The sequence below is a fragment of the Pseudomonas sp. PS02290 genome (assembly GCF_029960075.1).
In the GTDB taxonomy this organism is placed as follows: domain Bacteria; phylum Pseudomonadota; class Gammaproteobacteria; order Pseudomonadales; family Pseudomonadaceae; genus Aquipseudomonas.
The window spans coordinates 46,743-69,761 of the sequence record NZ_JASCOY010000023.1; the positions used below are offsets into that span (position 1 = coordinate 46,743).

Sequence of the window (23,019 nt, forward strand, 5' to 3'; positions counted from 1 at the left end):
CTTCCCGGCTAAAGCCGGTCCCACTAAAAGCAGCGCAGCGCCAGCCGTCAATGCCCCTTCACAGACCCCGGATTGATCATCCGCGACAGGCCCAGATTCCTCAGCGCCAGCTGCAACGAGCTGCTGATCACTTGCGGGTTGTCGTTCTTCATCAACTGGGCCAGCAGGTCCTTGGCCATGCTCAGGTTGATCTGACGCAGCATCCACTTCACTTTCGGCAGGTTGGTGGCGTTCATCGACAGGCTGTCGAAGCCCATCGCCATCAGCAGCACCGCCGCCGCAGGATCACCGGCCATTTCGCCGCAGATGCTCACCGGCTTGCCTTCGGCATGGGCATCGCGCACCACGCTCTGCAAGGCCTGGAGCACAGCCGGGTGCAGATAGTCGTACAAATCCGCCACCCGCGGGTTGTTACGGTCGACCGCCAGCAGATACTGGGTCAGGTCGTTGGAACCGACAGACAGGAAATCCACCTGACGCGCCAGCTCTCGGGTCTGATAGACCGCCGCCGGGACTTCGATCATCACGCCCACCGGAGGCATCGGGACGTCGGTGCCTTCATCGCGGACTTCGCCCCACGCCCGGTGGATCAGGTGCAGAGCCTCTTCGGTTTCATGGGTGCCGGAAATCATCGGCAGTAGAATCCGCAGGTTGTTCAAGCCTTCACTGGCCTTGAGCATGGCGCGGGTCTGCACCAGGAAGATTTCAGGATGATCCAGCGTGACGCGAATGCCACGCCAGCCGAGGAACGGGTTGTCTTCCTTGATCGGGAAATACGACAGCGACTTGTCACCGCCGATGTCCAGCGTTCGCATCGTCACCGGTAGCGGATGGAAAGCCGCCAGTTGCTCACGGTAGATGGCGAGCTGTTCCTTCTCGCTCGGGAAGCGCTGCTGAATCATGAACGGCACTTCGGTGCGGTACAGGCCAACGCCTTCCGCGCCTCGCTGTTGCGCGCGGGCCACGTCCGCCAGCAGGCCGGTGTTGACCCACAGCGGCATGCGGTGGCCATCGAGGGTCACGCAGGGCAATTCACGCAGCGCGTCGAGGCCTTGAGAAAGCTGACGCTCCTCTTCGACGACGACGGAGTACTGCTTGATCAGGATCTCGGAGGGGTTGGTGAAGACCTCGCCGTGATAGCCGTCGACGATCAGCTGGATGCCATCGACTTTCGAGTACGGCAGGTCCACCACGCCCATGACCGTGGGAATGCCCATGGCCCGGGCCAGAATCGCGACGTGGGAGTTACCCGAGCCGAGTACCGAAATCAGCCCCACCAACTTGCCTTCCGGCACCTCGCCGAGCATGGCGGGCGACAGCTCTTCGCTGACCAGAATGGTGTTATCGGGGTAGACCAGGGTTTGTTGACGCGCTTCCTGAAGGTAGGCGAGCAGGCGGCGACCGAGGTCTTTGACGTCCGATGCGCGCTCACGCAGGTAGGCGTCATCCATCAGCTCGAAGCGTTTGACGTGCTCGTTGACCACCGAGCGCAAGGCGCCCTGAGCCCACTGGCCGGTCTTGATGACGTTGGTGACTTCACTGCCCAGCGACGCATCGTCGAGCATCATCAGGTACACATCGAACAACGCGCGCTCTTCTGGGCGCAATTGCGTCGCCAACTTCGCCGAAAGGGTACGCATGTCATTGCGAACGCCTTCAAGCGCAGTCTGGAACAGTTTGAGTTCAGCGGTGATATCAGAGACGGTTTTGTCCGGGACGACTTCGAGGTCAGCCGGCGGCAACATGACCAGCGCGGTACCGACCGCAGCGCCCGGCGAACCCGGCACACCGACGAATCGGGCTTCCTGAATGCCTTTGCCCTGACGGCCCAGCCCGCGGATGGAGCCGGTGGCTTCCGCGTGGGCGATGACGCCTGCGAGTTGCGCGCTCATCGTCACGAGGAAGGCTTCTTCGCCCTCGTCGAACTGGCGGCGCTCCTTTTGCTGGATGACCAGAACGCCCACAACCCGGCGGTGGTGGATGATCGGCGCGCCGAGGAACGACGCATAACGCTCTTCGCCGGTTTCAGCAAAGTAGCGATAGCGAGGGTGATCGGCAGCATTTTCGAGGTTCAGCGGTTCTTCACGCGTACCGACCAGACCCACGAGGCCCTCGTTCGGGGCCATGCTGACTTTGCCGATGGAGCGCTTGTTCAGGCCTTCGGTGGCCATCAGCACGAAGCGGTTCGCTTCAGGATCGAGCAAATAGACTGAGCAGACCTGGCTGCTCATGGCCTCTTTGACGCGTAACACAATAATGCCCAACGCCGCCTTGAGATCCTTGGCGGAGTTAACTTCCTGGACGATCTTGCGCAGCGTATTGAGCATGGCTCGGGGTCGAACTCCGTGTCAGTCGCGCGCCAACAGGCGCGGGGCAAGCTCTTTGAGTGCGCGGCGATATACCTCGCGCTTGAATGTCACCACCTGGCCCAACGGGTACCAATAACTGACCCAACGCCAGCCATCGAACTCCGGTTTGCCGGTCAAATCCATCCGCACCCGCTGCTCATTGGAGATCAGGCGCAGGAGAAACCATTTTTGCTTCTGGCCGATGCACAGCGGCTGGCTGTGGGTACGGACCAATCGTTGCGGCAGACGATAGCGCAACCAACCCCGGGTGCAGGCAAGAATTTCAACATCATGCCGTTCCAGCCCGACTTCTTCATTCAATTCACGGTAAAGCGCGTCTTCCGGGGTCTCCTGAGGGTTGATACCCCCCTGCGGAAACTGCCAGGCGTCTTGATTGATGCGCCGAGCCCATAAAACCTGGCCAGCATCATTTGTCAGAATTATCCCGACATTAGGGCGAAAACCATCGGGGTCGATCACGGCTACAACCTCGCAAACGCATGTCGCCGCATTGTTCCACAAAGATCGTGAAGGCAGCAACGAGGCTGGGACAGCTTATCGTGACAACTGCATTAATAGATGCGATCTCTCGGGCAAACCTCGTATTCTTGTGCTCTTTTTTCTGATAATTCAGCGAGTAAAGCCCATGCGCCTGGCCCTGTTCGACCTCGACAACACCCTTCTCGGCGGCGACAGCGATCACGCCTGGGGCGATTACCTGTGCGAACGCGGCATCCTGGACGGCGCTGCCTATAAGGCACGCAACGATGCTTTCTATCAGGACTATCTGGCCGGCACCCTGAACCTGACCGACTACCTGAACTTCAGCCTGGAGATTCTGGGCCGCACCGACATGACGCAGCTCGACGAATGGCACCGGGAATTCATGCGCGACTGCATTGAGCCGCTGATCCTGCCAAAAGCCATGGCCCTCATCGCCAAGCACCGGGACGCTGGCGACAAACTGGTGGTGATCACGGCGACCAACCGTTTTGTCACCGCGCCGATCGTGGCCCGACTGGGCATCGACACCTTGCTGGCGACCGAATGCGAGATCGTCGACGGCCGCTACACCGGGCGCACCACTGACGTGCCGTGCTTCCGCGAGGGCAAAGTGACCCGCCTGAATCGCTGGATCGAAGAGAATGGCTTCAATCTCGATGACAGCTGGTTCTACAGCGATTCGATGAACGATTTGCCATTGCTGGAGCAGGTGGCTAATCCGGTCGCAGTCGATCCTGATGAAAAGCTGCGCGCCGACGCCACCCGTCGCGGCTGGCCGGTGATTTCACTGCGCGATTGAAAGCCTTTGCGAGCAAGCTCGCTCCCACCGTCCTTTATCCGCAGGGACATCTGCGCTGGCGTCAGTTTGGATGACTGAGGTTTAGACCGGTTTGGCGCCCATCAGACCGGCAATCGCCACGAAGCAGACGACGCTGAAAATGGCCATCGCCAAGGTGAAGCGGGAATTACCCACGATGACTGGCCGGCGCAGGCGATTGACTCGCACCGCCAGCCAGGCCCAGCTCAAGGCGCCGAAGAGATACAGCACACTCGCCGCCAGCAGCCAGGTCTGTCCCAGCGGCCAGCCGGCGTAGTGGACAAGCCACCAGCCGCTGATTGGCAGGGTCAGTAAACACACGCCCATCAGCAGCCAGGCAAATGCCCATGGTCGTTGCATGGCGCGGTTCTGCACCTTCGCATCGCCAGCCCGACGGCCGCGCACGATCCACACAACCAGCCCCAGCGCGCAGATGAACAGCAGCACCGTGCTGACGATGTGCAGGATTTTCAGTGCAGCGAAGTGTTCCATTGTGTTCGTGTCCCTGTATGGCTGTGTTTGAAGCGTAGCAGCCAGTCGCATGCCGCTGCTGTTATCCCAGAAACAGCTTGTACGCAGGGTTCCTGGTTTCATCCCAATACGGATACCCAATCTCTGCCAGCGCCTGCGGCACCAGATGCCGTTCATCCTCCGGCACCACCAACCCCGCCACCACTCGGCCATCCGCGGCGCCGTGATTGCGGTAGTGGAACATCGAAATATTCCATTTCCCGCCCAGCTTGTTCAGAAAGTTGAATAGCGCACCCGGCCGCTCGGGGAATTCAAAGCGCAGCACCACCTCGTCGTTGACCCGTTCCGAATGCCCGCCGACCATGTGCCGCAGGTGCAGTTTGGCCAGTTCGTTGTCGGTCAGGTCGAGCACCGGGAAACCCTGTTCCGTGAGGCTTGCGATCAGGGCTTTGCGCGGGTCGGTGTCGGGGTGGGTTTGCACGCCGACGAAGATGTGCGCCTCGCGGTCGGTGTGGTAGCGGTAGTTGAATTCGGTGATCTGCCGCTTGCCAATCGCCTCGCAAAACGCCTTGAAGCTGCCCGGCTGTTCCGGAATGGTCACCGCAATGATTGCTTCACGGCCTTCGCCCAGCTCAGCGCGCTCGGCGACATGGCGCAGGCGGTCGAAGTTGACGTTGGCGCCGGAATCGATGGCGACGAAGGTCTGCCCGGTGACTTCGTACTGTTCGGTGTACTTCTTGATCCCGGCCACGCCCAGGGCGCCGGCGGGTTCGGTGATCGAGCGAGTGTCATCGTAGATGTCCTTGATCGCCGCACAGATTTCATCGGTGCTGACCGTGATCACTTCGTCGACGTAATCCTTGCAGATCTCGAAGGTGTACTGCCCGATCTGCGCCACGGCGACGCCATCGGCGAACAACCCGACCTGCTGCAACACAACGCGCTCACCGTAGGCCATGGCCTGTTGCAGGCAATTGGAGTCATCGGGCTCGACGCCAATCACCTTGATCTCCGGGCGCAGGTATTTCACGTACGCCGCGATACCGGCAATCAACCCGCCGCCACCCACCGGGACGAAGATCGCATCCAATGGCCCCTGATGCTGACGCAGGATTTCCATCGCCACGGTGCCTTGCCCCGCGATGGTGTCGGGGTCGTCATACGGGTGGACATAGACGTAGCCGTGTTCCTCGACCAGTTTCAGCGAATACGCCAGCGCTTCGGGAAAGGAGTCGCCATGGAGTACGACTTTTCCGCCCCGAGAGCGCACGCCTTCGACCTTGATCTCCGGGGTGGTCTTCGGCATCACAATGGTCGCCGCCACGTTCAGCGTCTTTGCCGCCAGCGCCAGGCCTTGGGCATGATTGCCCGCCGATGCCGTCACCACGCCCCGCGCCAGTTCTTCCGGACTCAACTGCGCCAGCTTGTTGTACGCGCCGCGAATCTTGAAGGAGTACACCGGCTGCAAGTCTTCGCGCTTGAGCAGCACGTTATTGCCCAGGCGCGCAGACAGCTGGCGGGCGGCGTGCAGCGGGGTTTCCACGGCAACGTCGTAGACACGGGAGTTGAGGATTTTTTTGACGTAGTGCTCGAGCATCGGGGAAGAATCGCTGGCGAAGGGGCAAGACCCGGAAGTCTACCCCTCGCCCCGGCGCACGACCACATCAAGACTCAGGCTTTGACGACGGCATGTCGTTATACTGCCGGCCCTCGGACCTATCGCTATTCCCTGTAACCGGAGCCCACCTCGCATGACCCAGGATCAACTCAAACAGGCCGTTGCCCAGGCCGCTGTCGATTTCATCCTTCCGAAACTCGACGACAAAAGCATCGTGGGCGTGGGCACCGGCTCTACCGCCAATTGCTTCATCGACGCACTGGCCCTGCACAAAGGCGCGTTCGACGGCGCAGTCGCAAGCTCCGACGCAACGGCTGCGCGCCTCAAGGGCCACGGGATTCCGGTGTATGAGCTAAACACGGTCAGCGATCTGGAGTTTTACGTCGACGGCGCCGACGAAAGCGACGAGCACCTGAACCTGATCAAAGGCGGCGGCGCGGCCCTGACCCGCGAGAAGATCGTGGCCGCCGTGGCCAAAACTTTCATCTGTATCGCGGATGCCAGCAAGCTGGTGCCGGTGCTGGGCGCATTTCCTCTGCCGGTCGAAGTGATCCCGATGGCCCGCAGCCACGTAGCCCGCGAACTGGTGAAGCTGGGCGGCGACCCGGTTTACCGCGACGGCGTGCTGACGGACAACGGCAATATCATCCTCGATGTGCACAACATGAACATCACCAATCCGGCGGAAGTGGAAGCGCAGATCAATAACATCGTCGGCGTCGTCACCAACGGCCTGTTCGCCGCGCGCCCGGCGGATTTGCTGCTGCTGGGTACCCAGGAAGGCGTGAAAACCCTCAAGCGCTAATGGTTGCGGGGCAAGGCTGATCCGGTTGAAGAGGACTTCCCGACCACCGAGATAACCCTGCCGTGCTCGTCACTGTGGGAGTGAGCTTGCTCACGAAGACTGCAGTGCAGCCGCTGAAAATTCAGCGGATGTACCACCCCTTCGTCCGGATGCGGCCCAGAGCAAGCTCGCTCCCACAAGTTATTCGTCGCTCGCTCGATCCTCGCCAGATCCGGCCGGATTAGCGCTTCTTGAATACATAAAACAGGTTCGGCTCGCTCACGACGTACAAGGTGCCGTCGTCCCCCATGGCGATGCCTTCGGCCTGGGGCACGCTTTTGCTCAGGCCCATGCTGCCTTTGGTCAGCGACACGTTGGCGACCGGCTTGCCCTCGGTGTCCAGCTCAAGAATCTGCCGCGACTCGTCCGACAGCGCCAGCAAGTGCCCGCTTCGCTCATCGAATTGCAGGCTGGACAGGTCGCGCACGAACAGGCCCGCATCCCGCTGCTTGCTGGACGTCACTTCCAGGATGTTTGGGGAATGGGTTCCGGCGTCAGGAAAGCCGCGCACCTCAATAATCTGCACCGGCCGCCGCTCTTTGGCGACGAACAGCCGACGGCCCTGATTATCGTAGGCCAAGCCTTCAAAACCGTTGTTGCCGCCGGCGTCGATGCCCAGGGTCAGCTGCTCGGCATCGGCCGCGTCGAGGAACGTCGTGTCCTCATCCACGTGAACCTTGATCAGCCGCTGACTGTGCTCGTCACTGATGACGTAAATCCCGGGGCTGATGTACTCGACCGCTTCGGCGTCACCGAACCCGGTCAGGGGAATTCGTCTGAGAATCCGCCCTTCCAGGCTCAACTCGACCAACTCGGGGTTTTTGTTGGTGACGGTGAAGAGGGTTTTGCGCTGCGGATCGAAGCTGAGCGCCGAGACGTTAGCCTTCAGGCCGTCGATGACCCGCGCCTCAATCTCGACGTCGTACGCGTCGAGCCCCAGCGCCTGGGCGTCGCTGGATTGCCAGAACACGTACCAGTTGAACCAGAGCCGCTCGATGACCCGGTACTCGCGCGCCACGAAGAACGACGCGGTCAGTAGCAACAGGACAAGTAACGTGAGCACGACGCTCTGGAACGGGGAAACACGACGCATGCAGGGGGCTCGACTTCAGTGGGGCGGTTTTAATAGCACCGTATTCTGAAGCCAAACTGAAAGCCATGTGACCTCTCGTTTCGGCTTTTCAGAGCTCAAGCGAGAGCGGGCAGACGATCAGGCCGATACCGGCCCGGCGTTACTGCCGCTTGAAGGTGTAAAACAGGTTGGGCTCGCTGACCATGTAAATGGTGCCGTTTTCGTCCATCGCCACCCCTTCGGCGCGCGGGATGGTCTCGCTCAGGCCATTGAAACCGTGCAGCAGGGTCATGAAGCTGACCTGATTTCCCTTGCCGTCCAGCTCCAGCAGCATATGCGACTCGGCGGACAGCACCAGCAAATGACCAGTCTTCTGGTCCGCGTACAGGGACGACAGATTGCGCACGATCAGGTTGTCGTTGATCAGCTTGCGCTTCTCGCCCCTCACCTCGCTGCTGCCATCGGCCTTCCAGCTGTACAGCGCCGGCGGACGCTCTTCGCCAAACAGGAACTGCTGATCCCGCGGGTCCCAGGCGATGCCTTCGAAGGCTTTGTTCTGATCCTTCGACGGACCGAGATCGTACTTGGGGAAGTCGGCGATGTTCAGGGTTTTGGTTTCGGGCGTGACGTGGACGATGGTCATCAGGTGCTGACGCTCATCAACGATGGCAATCAGCCCGTCGCCCAGAACGGCAACCCCCTCGGGGTTGCCCCACCCCTGAAGCGGGATCTTGCGAATGACGTCGCCGGTCAGGGTGATCTCGGAAAGAAAGGGGTTTTTGCCCATCACCGAATACAGGGTTTTGGTCGACGGGTCGTAAGACAGGTCTGAGGCCTCGTCCTTTTCCATGCCGGCCAACGGCTTGGCGTCGATGTCGACCTTGTAATCCGGCAGCCAGATGCCCGCTGCGCGCTCGGCCGGCGTGACGTTGCGCTCGCGCAGCCACAACAAACCGCGATCGTCCCAGTGCCAGGCCAGGGACAGACCGGCCAAAATCACCAGCGCTGCAACGAGCAACCACCACCAACGGAAACGCAGACGGCTTTTACGCTGTGTCATCCGCGTACGTCGCTTTCGAAGCGGCTCTGGCCGGTCAGCTCCAGCACGATCTCATCGCCAACAGTGAACGGCCCTACGCCGGCCGGCGTGCCGGTCATGATCAGGTCACCGGCCTGCAGCGAGAACTGCGAGGCCATGTGCTGGATCATCGGCACGATCGGGTTGAGCATGTGGCTGCTGTTGCCGTCCTGGCGGACTTCGCCGTTGATGGTCAGGCGGATGGCGATGTCGGTCAGATCGGGGTAAGCGTCAGCGGATACGAACGGCGCGATGACGGCCGCGCCATCGAAGGACTTGGCGATTTCCCAAGGCAGGCCTTTCTCTTTCAGCTTCGACTGCACGTCGCGCAGCGTCAGGTCCAGGCCCGGGGCGAAGCCGGAAATCGCGTCGAGGACTTCTTCACGACTCGGGTTCTTGCTCAGCGGCTTGCCGATCAGCACGACGATCTCGGCTTCGTAGTGCACCGAACCCCGGTCCTGAGGAATGCTGAAGCCACCCTCGATTCCGACCACGCAGCTGCCCGGTTTGATGAACAGCAGCGGCTCGGTGGGGACCGGGTTGTCCAGCTCCTTCGCGTGCTCGGCGTAATTGCGGCCGATGCAGACGACTTTACCGAGCGGAAAGTGAACCTTGGTGCCGTCGACGTACTTGTGCTGATAGCTCATGAGCGCTCCTGAAATGCTTGTTGTAATGGGGAACCGCTTACACCGCGAAAATTTTGCCGGGGTTCATGATGCCGTTCGGGTCGAACACCGCCTTGACGGCCTTCATGTATTCGATTTCCACCGGCGACCGGCTGTAGTGCAGGTAGTCACGCTTGGTCATGCCGACGCCGTGTTCCGCGGAGATCGAGCCGTTGTACTTCTGGACGATCTCGAACACCCACTTGTTCACCGTCGCGCACTTGGCGAAGAACTCGTCCTTGCTCAGGTTTTCCGGCTTGAGGATGTTCAGGTGCAGGTTGCCGTCGCCAATGTGACCGAACCAGACGATTTCGAAATCCGGGTAATGCTGCCCAACGATCGCGTCCACTTCAGCGAGAAACGCCGGGACCTTCGAAACGGTGACCGAGATGTCGTTTTTGTACGGCGTGAAGTGGGAGATGGTTTCAGAAATGTATTCGCGCAGTTTCCACAGGTTCTGCAGTTGCTGTTCGCTCTGGCTCATCACGCCATCCAGCACCCAGCCTTGCTCGACACAGTGCTCGAAAGTTTCCAGCGCGTGGTTGGCCACTTCTTCGGTGGTCGCTTCGAATTCCAGCAGCGCGTAGAACGGGCATTCGGTGTCGAACGGGGACGGCACGTCGCCGCGCGCCATGACCTTGGCCAGCGCCTTGTCCGAGAAGAATTCGAATGCGGTGAGGTCGAGCTTGCTCTGGAACGCGTGCAGCACCGGCATGATCGCGTTGAAATCAGTGGTCCCGAGGACCATCGCGGTGAGGTTTTTCGGCGCGCGGTCCAGGCGCATGGTGGCTTCCACCACAAAGCCCAGTGTGCCCTCGGCGCCAATGAACAGCTGACGCATGTCGTAGCCGGTGGCGTTTTTGATCAGGTCTTTGTTCAGTTCGAGAAGGTCGCCCTTGCCGGTGACCACCTTGAGGCCCGCGACCCAGTTGCGGGTCATGCCGTAGCGGATCACTTTGATCCCGCCGGCGTTGGTGCCGATGTTGCCACCGATATTGCTGGAGCCTGACGACGCGAAGTCGACCGGGTAATACAGGCCGTTTTCTTCCGCGAGATTCTGCAGCTGTTTGGTGACCACGCCTGGCTGGCAGATGGCAGTGCGATCCGTCAGGTTAAGTTCGAGCACCTGATTCATGTAATCGAAGTTGACGACCACCTCACCATTGGCGGCAACGGCGGCGGCGGACAATCCGGTGCGGCCGCCCGACGGCACCAGCGCTACCTTGCGTTCGTTGGCCCAGCGGACGATGGCCTGCACCTGTTCGGTGGTCTTGGGAAAGACGATGGCGGTGGGCGCCGGGGCGAAATGTTTGGTCCAGTCCTTGCCGTAGGCTTCGAGGGAATCGGCGTCGGTCAGGACCTTGCCGGGCTCAACCAGGGTCTTCAGCTCATCTATCAGCGCAGGATGGGTCATCAACAGAACTCTCGAACAATTCATGGTCATCCTGAGAACGGCTCACGTCCAGGAATGGGGTGTTTCGCGGGGTGCATATGCTAGCATACGCCCCCCGCCAATCGAGCTTTCGGCCGATTTGCGCGCGCTTCACTTACTGCCATTTCTCTCCGGGACACAGGTTTACGCAGATGAGCAAGACTTCCCTCGACAAGAGCAAGATCAAGTTCCTTCTTCTCGAAGGCGTCCACCAGTCCGCGGTCGACGTCCTCAAGGCCGCCGGTTACACCAGCATTGAGTACCACACCAAGTCTCTGCCGGAAGCCGAACTGAAGGAAAAGATTGCCGACGCTCATTTCATCGGTATTCGTTCCCGCACCCAACTGACTGAAGAACTGTTCGACAGCGCCAAGAAACTGGTCGCGGTCGGCTGCTTCTGCATCGGTACCAACCAGGTTGACCTGAACGCAGCCCGCGAACGCGGCATCGCTGTGTTCAATGCCCCCTACTCCAACACCCGTTCGGTGGCGGAGCTGGTGCTGGCCGAGGCCATCCTGCTGCTGCGCGGTATCCCGGAGAAGAATGCTTCCTGCCACCGCGGTGGCTGGATCAAGAGCGCGGCCAACTCGTTCGAAATTCGCGGCAAGAAGCTCGGCATCATCGGCTACGGCTCGATCGGCACTCAGCTGTCGGTCCTGGCTGAAGGCCTGGGCATGCAGGTGTATTTCTACGACACCCTGACCAAGCTGCCGCTGGGCAACGCCACTCAGGTTTCCAGCCTGAACGAGCTGCTGGGCATGGCCGACATCGTCACCCTGCACGTTCCGGAAACCAACGAAACCCAGTGGATGATCGGCGAGAAAGAAATTCGCACGATGAAGAAGGGCGCCATCCTGATCAACGCGGCGCGCGGCACGGTGGTCGAACTCGACGCCCTGGCTGACGCGATCAAGGATCAGCACCTCATCGGCGCGGCCATCGACGTGTTCCCGGTCGAGCCACGCTCCAACGACGACGTGTTCGAAAGCCCGCTGCGCGGCCTGGACAACGTGATCCTGACCCCGCACATCGGCGGTTCGACTGCCGAGGCCCAGGCCAACATCGGTCTGGAAGTGGCAGAGAAGCTGGTCAAGTACAGCGACAACGGTACGTCGGTTTCTTCCGTCAACTTCCCGGAAGTCGCCCTGCCGGCTCACCCTGGCAAGCACCGTCTGCTGCACATCCACGAGAACATCCCGGGCGTGCTGATGGAGATCAACAAGGTCTTCGCTGAAAACGGCATCAACATCTCGGGTCAGTTCCTGCAAACCAACGAGAAAGTCGGTTATGTGGTGATCGACGTCGACGCCGAGTACTCCGATCTGGCGCAAGAGAAACTGCAGCACATCAAAGGCACCATTCGTAGCCGCGTTCTGTTCTAAAGCGGTGGTTTCGAGATGATAAAAAAGGAGACCTTAGGGTCTCCTTTTTTTTGCGCAAATCACGCATCACGCGGGCTGTACGTGAGACGACCCATCTGCGGTGAGTCATTTCACCGTAATGGTGATCTTCTGCGACTCGACCGGCGGGTTCAGCGGCACGTGGTTCTTGTCGCCGACCAGCAGTTGCAGGGTGTGCTGACCCGGCGTCAGGTTCAGCTCGGTTTCGGTCTGGCCCTTGCCGAAGTGGCGGATGTTGTCGGTGGTCGGCAGCGGCGCGGTCATGTCGGGCTGATCCTTGACGTCGATCAGCAGGTGATGATGGCCGGTGTCCGGGACGTCAACGCCGGCCGGGGCGACGCCCATGCCCTTGAGGCCGAACTGCACCTTGAAGGCGCCATTGACCGTCGCGCCGTCCTTCGGCGAGATAATGTAAACCTCGGCGCCTGCAGGCGATGCCGTGCGAGGGATGTCGGCGGCCTGGGCCAGGAAACTCGCCCCCAGCAGCAGTCCGGTCAGGGCAGTTCTAGCGAATAACGTCTTCATGATCTCTCCGTTTTTATCGATGTGCGGCTGGCGGGTTCGGGAGTCGAAGCCTCTTCACCCCGACAGACAACCGCTCGGGACCGACCTTTACCTTAGCTGCGGTTGGCCGCGAAGTATTTCGCCGAGTGGCTGGATGTAGAAGATTTCATGTTGGACCGAGCGGTGTCGGGCAGAAACCACAAAGCCTGTAGGAGCCGTCACGCCGCTGTTGCGCAGCAAACACCGTCCATGTGGGAGTGAGCTTGCTCACGAAGGCGGCATTTCAGGCGCTCAATATGTAGCGGATGTCTGGGCCACTTCGCGAGCAAGCTCGCTCCCACGGGATCGCGGGTCGGCTTGCAATCTCCGGCTACCGCCGGACTTGTGGGAGTGAGCTTGCTCACGAATAGGCCAGCACATTCAGCTACTTTCTCTGGGGAATGAACCTATGCCTTCGCGAGCAAGCTCGCTCCCACGGGATCGGGGGTCGGCTTGTAATCTCCGGCTGCCGCAGGACTTGTATGAGTGAGCTTGCTCACGAAGAGGCCAGCTCATTCAGCCGCTTTCTCTGTAGACGGAAAGTAAGCCTTCGCGAGCAAGCTCGCTCCCACGGGATCGGGGTCGGCTTGCCATCTCCGGCTGCTGCAGGACTTGTGGGTGTGCCTGCTACAGCTCAAACGGCTCGTTCCCGCGCCGCCTGAACCAGCCGGTCAGTGACAGCCGCTCGCGGGTCGAGGGCATGACTTCGTGGGGCATGTCGCCCGAAAGGAACACCACCAGGCAGCCGCCGGTGGGTTGCACGTCATACTCGACACCGTCCTTCAGGTACATCCGCAACTGGCCGCCGTGCTCTGGCAACCAGCCGTCGTTGAGGTAGACGACCGCCGAGACCATGCGTTTGTCGTCATCGCGAAAACGGTCCACGTGCTTGAGATAGAAGGCCCCCGGCGGATAGAGCGCGAAGTGGCTTTCGTAGTCCTCAAGGCCCAGAAACAGGCCTCGGTTCAGCGCCTGACGCAAGCTCTCCATCAGATCCAGATAGCGATCGCACGGTTCGGCCTGCCCCGCTTCCAGCCACTGAATGTGATCGCCGCGAATCCCCTCTCGAACCTCCTGCGCCGGCCCGCGTCCCACCGCAGCAGGTGCGAGCTCGCCCTGAACGGCACGCGTGCGGCATTCAAGCGCCAGCTCTCGGGTCAGAGTGTCGGGCAAGAAGATGTTCTGCTGCGACCAGCCACGCTCGGCCAGGTCGTCGACGATTCGCAACAGCAGCGGGTGATCAGGGGATATGCGCATGGCGCGCATAGTATCCATACGCCGATTAATCCGACAGGGCCTGCAGTCCGGCGAATGAGGAATATTTTTGCGGGTTTGAATACGCCCGGCGGTTTTGCCCGACCACTGATCGAACCCACGGTTTTTAGCGGGGTCTGGCAAGTGTTAACTCGACAAATCCCCGCTGCCCCACCGAGAATGGCGGCCTGCCGACAGGAGTCTCTAATGCGCCGTCTGTTTTTCCTGCTGTTGATGTTCTGCACTTTGCCCGCCTGGGCAGACGGCCACGATCAGCTGTACAAGCTCGCCGGCTGGCCGGAACAACGCGCTCATTTTGTCGATGCCTTGAAAGCCGCTCAGCAGCGTTACCGCAACAGCCTTCCACCGGCCGTGTTCGACGCCCTGGTGAGCAACAGCAATCAGCGTTTCGCGCCCCAGGCGATGGATCAGCGCGGGGAGCAAATGCTGCGCCAGACGCTGCAAGACCCGAACCCTGCACTGCAGTTTTTCCAGTCGCCCCTGGGCCGTAAGATCGTCAACGCCGAGCTCACTGCGACGCGCCCGGACCAACTGGCCAAAAACGCCCAAGGCCTGCCGCACATCCAGGCCGACGACAACCGCCTGCTGATCATCGGCCACCTGGCCAACGCGCTCCCCGCCAAGGAAGCCGGCGCCGAGGTCAGCATGGCGATTGCGGGCGTCGCCGCCGACAGCCTGAGTTCAATGATTCCGGGCCTGATGGGCGGCGGCACGACCCAGGCGATGCTCGACAGTCAGCGTCAGCGGCTCATGGGGCAGATCGGCAAGGACGTGAACAACACGCTGCTTTACGTGTACCGCGACCTGTCGGACGGGGAGCTGGACGAGTTCGCGACCTTCGCCGAGTCCAACGAGGGCAAGGCCTATTACAACGCCGCGCTGGCCGCCGTTCGCGCGGGATTGGCGGTGGGGCAGACTGTCAAATAACATCAGTGGGATCGACTTCAGTCGGGAAACCCGCCCTCCGAGCCCTACCCCATCCGCTGCGTCAGAAACTCAAAAAACCGCGCCCGCAGCTCGGGTGACTCGTTCACCAGGTGATGCCGCGCTTCGTGCAGCATGAAAATCTGCGGCTCGGCGAACTTGTCCTTGAGCACTGGCAGATTATGTCTCCAGTCCACGGTCATGTCCGACTCGCCCTGCACGATGAGCGGGCTGCGGCGGCTGCGGGGCGCGCGTTCGATGCGCTCGATCCATTTGGCCAGCGCGCCCACCCAGACGGTCGGCAGGCGCCGCGGCTGCAACGGATCCGCCAGCAGGAACGGCAGAAAGGTCGGGGCGTTGGAGTTTTCGCTGAAGCGCCGGTCGATGGCTTTGACGAAGCCGCGCAGCAGGTAATAGCTGAGTTTCGACAAGGCCCAGCCACGCGGCCGCACCAGCGGCGCCAGCAAGATGGCCTGACCTTGCACCGGGCTGGCGTCGCCGTGATGCAGCAAGTGGTCGATGACAATCGCGCCGCCGGTGCTTTGCCCACACAGGTGCCACGGCTGCGGCAGGTTGAGGCTTTCGGCTTCGACAAAAAGCCGATCCAGCACCGCCTGATACTCCGCGAAGTCGGTAATGCTTGCCCGCGCCCCACTGGACAATCCATGGCCCGGCAGGTCGCAGGCAATCACCGCCAGCCCAAGCCCCAATGCCCAGTCGATGACGTGACGATACAAGCCGATGTGATCGTAAAACCCATGCATCAGCACCAGCGTGCCGACCGGCTGTTCGGGCGTCCACAGCTGCGTGACAATGTCGTAACCGCCCACTTCAAAGCGCCCGATTCGGCTGCTGATCAAACCATTCGGGCCAAGCGCGTTCAGGCCGTAGAAACGCTGATAAGCCTGCGCTTCTTCAGATGGCGCTTGGGACACGCTCAGCGGCAACAGCTCAGCACGCAGGTGATCGGGATCGAACGTGTCAGACATCGGAATTCCAGATGAGGGTGTGTGTGGGAAGCGGCCGCACGGAAGTGTCATCTGTCCGCTGCGGCGTGGCAAGTTACGCGGCCTAAATCCATAGGCGGTCCGTCTACCCAGTCGCGAGACAAATCTGTAGCCTGCAAAACCTTCACGATTCTCATTTGAGCCCCCGGATGAAACGCAGCCTTTATGTCGTCGTCGCAGTGTTGGTGCTCATCGGGGGCGCGGGCGCCTGGTACATCCACGGCAAGCAGCCGGTCCGCGATGGCGAGATCAAACTCGCAGGGCTGCAGGCCCCGGTCACCGTGCGTTACGACGAGCGCGGCGTGCCGCATATTCGTGCCGACGACCAAGACGATTTGTACCGCGCGCTGGGCTATGTTCACGCTCAGGACCGCCTGTTCCAGATGGAAATCCTGCGCAGGCTGGCGCGCGGCGAGCTGGCTGAAGTCCTCGGCCCCAAGCTGGTCAACACCGACAAGCTGTTCCGCAGCCTGCGCATCCGCGAGCACGCCGATGCCTATGTCGCGCGCCAGGACAAAAACACGCCGGCGTGGAAGGCGCTTCAAGCGTATCTGGACGGCATCAATCAATATCAGGCGACGCATCCCAAACCGGTCGAGTTCGACGTGCTGGGCATTCGCGAGCGGCCGTTCACGGCGCAAGACACCCTCAGCGTCGGCGGTTATCTGGCCTACAGCTTCGCGGCGGCGTTTCGCACTGAACCGCTGATGACCTATGTGCGGGATCAACTGGGCCCGGAGTATCTGAAAGTCTTCGACATGGGCTGGCGGCCGCAAGGGGGCCTTGGCCAGTCCCCTGCATTGACGAGCAACGACTGGAAAGGCCTCAATGACCTGGCACTGCTCAGCCAGCAGGCGCTTGAGAAAGCCGGCCTGCCGCAGTTCGAGGGCAGCAATGCCTGGGCGGTGTCCGGCAGCCGCACCGAGAGTGGCAAACCGTTGCTGGCGGGTGATCCGCACATTCGTTTCTCGGTGCCGGCGGTCTGGTACGAAGCCCAGCTGACCGCGCCGGGTTTCGAGCTGTACGGGCATTTTCAGGCGCTCAATCCCTTCGCGCTGCTCGGCCATAATCTGGATTTCGGCTGGAGCCTGACCATGTTCCAGAACGACGATCTGGACCTGATCGGTGAAAAGACCAACCCCGATAATCCCAACCAAGTCTGGTACCACGGCGCCTGGGTGGACATGACCTCACGCACCGAGCAGATCGACGTCAAGGGTCAAGCCCCCGTCACGATCACCTTGCGGCAGTCACCCCACGGCCCGATCGTCAATGACGCGCTGGGCGCCAATGGGGCGCAACAGCCGAGCGACACGCCAATTGCGATGTGGTGGTCGTTTCTCGAGTCGGACAACCCGATCCTGCAGGGCTTCTACGAAGCCAACCGCGCCGACACGCTGGAGAAGATGCACAGCGCCGCCGAGAAGATTCAGTCGCCGGGCCTGAACATCGTCTACGCCAACGCTCGCGGCGATATCGGCTGGTGGGCGGCGGCGCAGTTGCCAAAGCGACCTGCGGGGGTGAATCCGAACTTCATTCTCGACGGCAGCTCCGAGCAGGCTGACAAGAATGGCTTCTACCCCTTCACTGCTAACCCGCAGGAAGAAAACCCGGCGCGGGGTTATATCGTCTCGGCGAACTTCCAGCCGGTGTCGCCGACGGGGATGGAGATTCCGGGCTACTACAATCTTCCCGAGCGCGGTCGCCAGTTGAATAACCAGTTGAGCGACGACAAGGTGAAATGGAATCTGGAGAACAGCAAGGCGCTGCAGCTCGGCACGCGGACGGATTACGCCGCGCAGATTCTGACGCCGCTGATTCCGGTGCTGCGCCGTGTGGTGAGTGAGCCGGAAGAGCACGATTTACTGGAGCGATTGGCGGCGTGGAACGGGGAGTACTCCGTGGATTTGGTGGGCGCAACGCTGTTCAACCAGTTCCTGTTCAACCTGACCGACCAAGTCTTCCATGACGAGCTCAGCGACGGGATGTTCACGACGCTGCTGTCGACACGACTCATTGACCTGGCCCTGCCGCGACTGGCTGCCGACGCCGATTCGCCGTGGTGGAACAATCGCCATTCTCGAGAGCCCGAGAGCCGCGACAACACGGTGAAGGTCGCCTGGCACGCAGCGGTCTCACATTTGAAATCGCTGTACGGGCAGAACCCGGATGAATGGACCTGGGGCAAGGCGCACACGCTGACCCATGAACATCCGTTGGGCAAACAACCGCCGCTGGACATGCTGTTCAACGTCGGGCCGTTCGCGGCGCCCGGTACACATGAGGTGCCGAACAACCTGTCAGCGAGCATGGGCCCCGCGCCGTGGCCGGTGACTTACGGACCATCGACGCGCCGCCTCATCGATTTCGCCGACCCGGCCCACGCCCTGGGGATCAACCCGGTGGGCCAGAGCGGCGTGCTGTTCGACAAGCACTACGCCGATCAGGCGCAGCGCTACGTCAACGGCGAGTACGCGCCGGAGCGGTTTAGCGAGGGAGATGTGCCGGGGAACAGCAAAGAGGTGTTGAGGTTGGTGCCGGGGCGATAACCGTATGAACGGTGGGTCTAGCTGGAGCCCCAACTTGTGGGACCGGCTTTAGCCGGGAAGGCGTAGTGCGTTACGCCGCAGATCCATAGCGCACGCACTGGCCTCTTCCCGGCTGAAGCCGGTCCTACTATCAAACCGACTCGACCACCTTCGCACGGCGCAGGTCCGGCTGTTTCCAGCCGTCTGCCGCAGCTTCTTCGATGGCTAGCTGAATGGCGCGTTTGCGGTTGTTTTCCGCCCGGCGGCTGAAGAACCACACCAGGAAGGTCGCGATCGACACCGCCAGCAGAATCAGGCTGGCAATCGCGTTGATCTCAGGCTTCACGCCCAGGCGCACCGCCGAGAACACTTCCATCGGCAGGGTGGTCGACCCCGGGCCGGAGACGAAGCTCGCCAGCACCAGGTCGTCCAGCGACAGCGCGAAGGACATCATCGCCCCCGCCGCCAGCGATGGCGCGATCATCGGGATGGTGATCAGGAAGAACACCTTCCACGGCCGCGCACCCAGGTCCATTGCTGCTTCTTCGATGGACATGTCCAGCTCACGCAGACGCGCCGACACCACCACCGCCACATACGCCGCACAGAACGTCGTGTGAGCGATCCAGATGGTGACGATCCCACGCTCCTCGGGCCAGCCGAGCAACTGCGCCATCGCCACGAACAGCAGCAACAGCGACAGGCCGGTGATCACTTCCGGCATCACCAGAGGCGCGGTGACCAGACCGCCGAAGAAGGTCTTGCCCTTGAATCGGGTGATCCGCGTCAGCACGAACGCCGCCATGGTGCCCAGCGCCACCGCCGCAATCGACGTATACAGCGCGATTTCCAGCGAGCGCATGACCGCGCTCATCAGTTGGGTGTTGTCGAGCAGCCCGACGTACCACTTCACCGACCAGCCGCCCCAGACCGTCACCAGCTTGGAGGCGTTGAATGAGTAAATCACCAGAATGACCATGGGCGCGTAGATGAAGATCAGGCCCAGCACCAACATCAGGTTCGAGAATCGGAAGCCTCTCATGCCTTGCCCTCCAGCTCTTTGGCCTGACTGCGGTTGAACAGAATGATCGGCACGATGAGGATCAACAGCATCACCACTGCCAGCGACGACGCTACCGGCCAGTCACGGTTGTTGAAGAATTCCTGCCACAGCACTTTACCGATCATCAGCGTCTCGGGGCCGCCCAGCAGTTCAGGGATGACGAACTCGCCCACCACCGGAATGAACACCAGCATGCAGCCGGCGATGATGCCGTTCTTGGACAGCGGTACGGTGATTTTCCAAAAGCTGTTGAAAGTGCTCGAACCCAGGTCCGATGCGGCTTCCAGCAGGCTCTGATCGTGCTTCACCAGATTCGCGTACAGCGGCAGAATCATGAACGGCAGATACGAATAGACCACGCCGATGTACACCGCGAGGTTGGTGTTGAGTATCTGCAATGGCTCGCTGATCACGCCCAACCACATCAGAAACGCGTTGAGCAGACCGTTGTTGCTGAGGATGCCCATCCACGCGTACACGCGGATCAGGATCGCAGTCCAGGTCGGCATCATGATCAGCAGCAACAGCACCGTCTGCATTTCTTTGCGGGCGATGGAGATGCCATAGGCCATCGGATAGCCGATCAACAGGCACAGCACGGTGCTGATGAACGCCATCTTCAACGAGCCCAGATACGCCGAGATGTACAGGTCGTCACTGGTCAGCAGGGCGTAGTTGGCGAAGTTGAGCACGATGTCGAGCTTCTGCTCGACGTAGGTGAAGATCTCGGTATACGGCGGAATCGCCACGTCCGCTTCAGCGAAGCTGATCTTGATGACGATCAGAAACGGCAGCGCGAAAAACAGGAACAGCCACAGGAACGGCACGCCAATAACGGCCTGGCGCCCGGTGGGTTTTATTCGATTGAAAGCCCGTTTTATTTTTCGGATTTTCATGAGCGCAATACCACGCCGCTGTCGTCTTCCCACCAGACGAAGACTTCATCGTCCCAGGTCGGTCGTGTGCCCTGACGTTCGGCGTTGGCGACAAACGACTGCACCAGCTTGCCCGACGGCAGTTTCACGTAGAACACCGAGTGACCGCCCAGATAGGCGATGTCGTGAACTTTGCCCCGCGACCAGTTGTGCTCGAACGTCGGCTGTTCGGTGGTCACCAGCAACTTTTCAGGACGCAGCGCGTAGGTAATACGCTTGTCTTCCACCGACGTGGTAACGCCGTGGCCGACATAGATTTTGCGTTCCAGCTCAGGGCTGCTGATCAGCGCGTGGCCTTCCATGTCTTCGATGACTTCGCCGTCGAACAGGTTGACGTTGCCGATGAACTCGCACACCAGGCGGCTAGTCGGGGTTTCGTAGATATCGATCGGGCTGCCGATCTGCGCGATCCAGCCCAGGTGCATGATCGCAATGCGCTCGGCCATGGTCATGGCCTCTTCCTGGTCGTGGGTCACCATCACGCAGGTCACGCCGACGCGCTCGATGATTTCCACCAGCTCCAGTTGCATCTGCGAACGCAGCTTTTTATCCAGTGCGCCCATGGGTTCGTCGAGCAGCAGCAGCTTCGGCTTCTTCGCCAGCGAACGTGCCAGCGCCACACGCTGCCGCTGACCGCCGGACAATTGGTGCGGTTTGCGCTTGGCGTACTGGGTCATCTGCACCAGCTTGAGCATCTCGGCCACGCGGGCCTCGACTTCGGCCTTGGGCAGCTTGTCCTGCTTGAGGCCAAAAGCGATGTTGTCCGCCACGGTCATGTGCGGAAATAGCGCATAGGACTGGAACATCATGTTGATCGGACGTTCGTACGGCGGCATGTCGGTGATGTCGACGCCGTCGAGGTAAATGCGCCCTTCGGTCGGGCGCTCGAAGCCGGCAAGCATGCGCAGCAGGGTGGATTTCCCCGAGCCGGAGCCGCCGAGCAGGGCAAAGATTTCACCCTTGTTGATCTGCAGAGACACGTCGTCCACAGCAATCGTCTCATCGAACTTTTTCGTGACCCGATCGATTTTGACCAGCACCTGTTTCGGTTGCTGACCACCCTCAAGGGATTTCTTGTAGGCGCCGGAGGCAACTGCCATGGGTGAAACTCCCAACTGTTTTTGCGCCCGGCCAATGGGGTCGGGCGCCAAGGTCTTTATTTACCGGTTTTGATCTTCGTCCAGCTGCGCGTCATGACGCGCTGGATCTTCGGCGGCAGCTCGGAGTTGACGTACAGGCGCTCCTGTATCTCCTTCGACGGGTAAACCGCCTCGTCGTTGCGAATTTCCTGATCCATCAGCTCGCCCGAAGCCGGGTTCGGGTTGGCATAACCCACCTGGTCACTGACCTTGGCGATTACGTCAGGCTTGAGGATGTAGTTGATGAACGCGTGCGCGGCCTTCACGTCCGGCGCATCCGACGGGATGGCGAGCATGTCGAACCACAGATTGCCGCCCTCTTTCGGGATCGAGTAAGCGATGTTGACGCCCTTGCCGGCTTCTGCGGCACGGGCCTTGGCCTGGAAGACGTCACCGGAGAAACCGGCTGCGATGCAGATGTCGCCGTTGGCCAGGTCAGTGATGTATTTGGACGAGTTGAAATAGGTCACGTACGGGCGGACTTTGAGCAGCTTGGCTTCAGCGGCTTTGTAGTCTTTCTCGTCGGTGCTATTCGGGTTTTTGCCCATGTAGTTAAGGACTGCGGGCAGCATCTCGTCAGCCGAGTCGAGGAACGCGACGCCGCACTTCTGCAGCTTCTTGATGTTCTCGGGCTCGAACAGCGTGGCCCAAGAGTCGATGGTGTCGACACCCAGCACTTCCTTGATCTTGTCGACGTTGTAGCCGATGCCGTTGGTGCCCCACAGATACGGCACGGCGTACTGGTTGCCCGGGTCGTTCTTTTCCAGGCGCTTGAGCAGTTCGGGGTCGAGGTTGGAGTAATTCGGCAGCTGTGATTTGTCGAGCTTCTGAAACGCCCCCGCCTTGATCTGCTTGCCCAGGAAGTGGTTGGATGGGACGACCACGTCATAACCGGTGTGGCCGGCCAGCAGCTTGCCTTCCAGGGTTTCGTTGGAGTCGAAGACGTCGTATTTGGTCTTGATGCCGGTGGTGGACGTGAAGTCCTCCAGCGTTGTGGTGCCGATGTAATCGGACCAGTTATAAATGCGAACGGTGGAATCCGCGTAGGCACCGGCCGCGAGCGTGAGCCCGGCGCCGAGCAGCAAGCCTTTTGAAAATAAAGAAATAGACACGTGTGCAGTCCTTTTTTAGTAGGTGGGCCTGTTGCCCGTACCGATGACAGTAACGACTGCCTGTGACCCATCCGGCGCGCAACTTACCTTCGATAAACCCTTCTCGCAAAAAAACTTTTTGTGACGCGGGTGTCATGACGGGTGACGCAAAACCTGTAGGAGTGAGCTTGCTCGCGATCAGGGGGCGTCAGCAGACATTAACGTCGTATGCACTGCCCTCATCGCGAGCAAGCTCACTCCCACA

At 60.7% G+C, this 23,019-nt stretch carries 20 protein-coding genes; 5 read left to right on the forward strand and 15 right to left on the reverse strand.

Annotated features, from left to right (window positions below):
- Positions 1 to 47: 47 nt before the first annotated feature.
- Together ptsP and QMX88_RS12885 are read right to left on the reverse strand one after the other, a co-directional pair.
- Positions 48 to 2,327 carry a phosphoenolpyruvate--protein phosphotransferase gene (ptsP, locus tag QMX88_RS12880; protein WP_122533979.1) on the reverse strand — a complete coding sequence of 760 codons (2,280 nt, stop codon included), beginning with the start codon at positions 2,325 to 2,327 and terminating at the stop codon, positions 48 to 50.
- A 21-nt stretch (positions 2,328 to 2,348) separates the two neighbouring features.
- The gene (locus QMX88_RS12885; RefSeq protein WP_062379340.1) at positions 2,349 to 2,828 is read right to left on the reverse strand and encodes an RNA pyrophosphohydrolase; all 480 of its coding nucleotides are present in this window, start codon (positions 2,826 to 2,828) and stop codon (positions 2,349 to 2,351) included.
- A gap of 166 nt (positions 2,829 to 2,994) precedes the next feature.
- On the opposite strand from QMX88_RS12885, the gene QMX88_RS12890 reads away from it, so the two are divergent.
- Positions 2,995 to 3,651 carry an HAD family hydrolase gene (locus QMX88_RS12890; protein WP_282369818.1) on the forward strand — a complete coding sequence of 219 codons (657 nt, stop codon included), beginning with the start codon at positions 2,995 to 2,997 and terminating at the stop codon, positions 3,649 to 3,651.
- 81 nt (positions 3,652 to 3,732) lie between these two features.
- On the opposite strand, the gene QMX88_RS12895 is transcribed toward QMX88_RS12890, so the two are convergent.
- Together QMX88_RS12895 and ilvA are read right to left on the reverse strand one after the other, a co-directional pair.
- Entirely contained in the window at positions 3,733 to 4,161 is a 429-nt protein-coding gene (locus QMX88_RS12895) for a DUF2269 domain-containing protein (RefSeq protein WP_282369820.1), read from the reverse strand.
- Positions 4,162 to 4,222: 61 nt separating this feature from the next.
- Positions 4,223 to 5,737, reverse strand: coding sequence for a threonine ammonia-lyase, biosynthetic (ilvA, locus tag QMX88_RS12900; protein ID WP_282369822.1), 1,515 nt, complete (start codon positions 5,735 to 5,737; stop codon positions 4,223 to 4,225).
- Between the two features lie 154 nt (positions 5,738 to 5,891).
- Between ilvA and rpiA the strand changes: the two genes are divergently transcribed.
- Positions 5,892 to 6,563, forward strand: coding sequence for a ribose-5-phosphate isomerase RpiA (gene rpiA, locus QMX88_RS12905; RefSeq protein ID WP_192171260.1), 672 nt, complete (start codon positions 5,892 to 5,894; stop codon positions 6,561 to 6,563).
- A gap of 220 nt (positions 6,564 to 6,783) precedes the next feature.
- Here the strand turns inward: rpiA and QMX88_RS12910 are convergent, their stop codons facing one another.
- The 4 genes from QMX88_RS12910 to QMX88_RS12925 form a co-directional block, all read right to left on the reverse strand.
- Positions 6,784 to 7,695, reverse strand: coding sequence for an SdiA-regulated domain-containing protein (locus tag QMX88_RS12910; protein WP_282369826.1), 912 nt, complete (start codon positions 7,693 to 7,695; stop codon positions 6,784 to 6,786).
- Positions 7,696 to 7,834: 139 nt separating this feature from the next.
- Positions 7,835 to 8,734: an SdiA-regulated domain-containing protein gene (locus QMX88_RS12915; RefSeq protein WP_282369827.1), complete on the reverse strand. Its 900-nt coding sequence runs from the start codon at positions 8,732 to 8,734 to the stop codon at positions 7,835 to 7,837.
- The gene (locus QMX88_RS12920; protein ID WP_065987348.1) at positions 8,731 to 9,399 is read right to left on the reverse strand and encodes a fumarylacetoacetate hydrolase family protein; all 669 of its coding nucleotides are present in this window, start codon (positions 9,397 to 9,399) and stop codon (positions 8,731 to 8,733) included. Before QMX88_RS12920 ends, QMX88_RS12915 begins: the two co-directional genes overlap by 4 nt.
- Positions 9,400 to 9,436: 37 nt before the next feature.
- Positions 9,437 to 10,831, reverse strand: a complete 1,395-nt coding sequence (locus QMX88_RS12925) for an FAD-binding oxidoreductase (RefSeq protein WP_192171480.1) — start codon at positions 10,829 to 10,831, stop codon at positions 9,437 to 9,439.
- 170 nt (positions 10,832 to 11,001) lie between these two features.
- On the opposite strand from QMX88_RS12925, the gene serA reads away from it, so the two are divergent.
- Positions 11,002 to 12,231, forward strand: coding sequence for a phosphoglycerate dehydrogenase (gene serA, locus QMX88_RS12930; RefSeq protein ID WP_192171263.1), 1,230 nt, complete (start codon positions 11,002 to 11,004; stop codon positions 12,229 to 12,231).
- Between the two features lie 105 nt (positions 12,232 to 12,336).
- Here serA and QMX88_RS12935 read toward each other — a convergent pair whose 3' ends face one another.
- Both QMX88_RS12935 and QMX88_RS12940 read right to left on the reverse strand, forming a co-directional pair.
- Positions 12,337 to 12,774, reverse strand: coding sequence for a DUF4399 domain-containing protein (locus tag QMX88_RS12935; protein WP_282369831.1), 438 nt, complete (start codon positions 12,772 to 12,774; stop codon positions 12,337 to 12,339).
- Between the two features lie 645 nt (positions 12,775 to 13,419).
- A complete protein-coding gene (locus QMX88_RS12940; protein ID WP_065987352.1) occupies positions 13,420 to 14,058 on the reverse strand; it encodes a 2OG-Fe(II) oxygenase in 639 nt (212 codons plus the stop codon).
- 195 nt (positions 14,059 to 14,253) lie between these two features.
- Here QMX88_RS12940 and QMX88_RS12945 point away from each other — a divergent pair, with 195 nt between their 5' ends.
- Positions 14,254 to 14,994 (forward strand): DUF2059 domain-containing protein, encoded by a 741-nt coding sequence (locus QMX88_RS12945; RefSeq protein ID WP_282369833.1) that lies wholly within the window; start codon positions 14,254 to 14,256, stop codon positions 14,992 to 14,994.
- A gap of 44 nt (positions 14,995 to 15,038) precedes the next feature.
- Here QMX88_RS12945 and QMX88_RS12950 read toward each other — a convergent pair whose 3' ends face one another.
- Positions 15,039 to 15,980: an alpha/beta hydrolase gene (locus tag QMX88_RS12950; protein WP_282369836.1), complete on the reverse strand. Its 942-nt coding sequence runs from the start codon at positions 15,978 to 15,980 to the stop codon at positions 15,039 to 15,041.
- A 167-nt stretch (positions 15,981 to 16,147) separates the two neighbouring features.
- Between QMX88_RS12950 and QMX88_RS12955 the strand changes: the two genes are divergently transcribed.
- Positions 16,148 to 18,547, forward strand: a complete 2,400-nt coding sequence (locus tag QMX88_RS12955; protein ID WP_282369838.1) for a penicillin acylase family protein — start codon at positions 16,148 to 16,150, stop codon at positions 18,545 to 18,547.
- A gap of 130 nt (positions 18,548 to 18,677) precedes the next feature.
- On the opposite strand, the gene QMX88_RS12960 is transcribed toward QMX88_RS12955, so the two are convergent.
- From QMX88_RS12960 to QMX88_RS12975, 4 genes are read right to left on the reverse strand one after another with little or no spacing between them, the layout of a single operon-like run.
- Positions 18,678 to 19,568 carry an ABC transporter permease subunit gene (locus QMX88_RS12960; RefSeq protein ID WP_192171268.1) on the reverse strand — a complete coding sequence of 297 codons (891 nt, stop codon included), beginning with the start codon at positions 19,566 to 19,568 and terminating at the stop codon, positions 18,678 to 18,680.
- Positions 19,565 to 20,485, reverse strand: a complete 921-nt coding sequence (locus tag QMX88_RS12965; RefSeq protein WP_037016213.1) for an ABC transporter permease subunit — start codon at positions 20,483 to 20,485, stop codon at positions 19,565 to 19,567. Before QMX88_RS12965 ends, QMX88_RS12960 begins: the two co-directional genes overlap by 4 nt.
- The gene (gene potA, locus QMX88_RS12970; RefSeq protein WP_282369842.1) at positions 20,482 to 21,624 is read right to left on the reverse strand and encodes a polyamine ABC transporter ATP-binding protein; all 1,143 of its coding nucleotides are present in this window, start codon (positions 21,622 to 21,624) and stop codon (positions 20,482 to 20,484) included. The genes QMX88_RS12965 and potA overlap by 4 nt, the downstream gene beginning before the upstream one ends.
- A gap of 56 nt (positions 21,625 to 21,680) precedes the next feature.
- Positions 21,681 to 22,775 (reverse strand): polyamine ABC transporter substrate-binding protein, encoded by a 1,095-nt coding sequence (locus QMX88_RS12975; protein WP_192171270.1) that lies wholly within the window; start codon positions 22,773 to 22,775, stop codon positions 21,681 to 21,683.
- Positions 22,776 to 23,019: the final 244 nt, after the last annotated feature.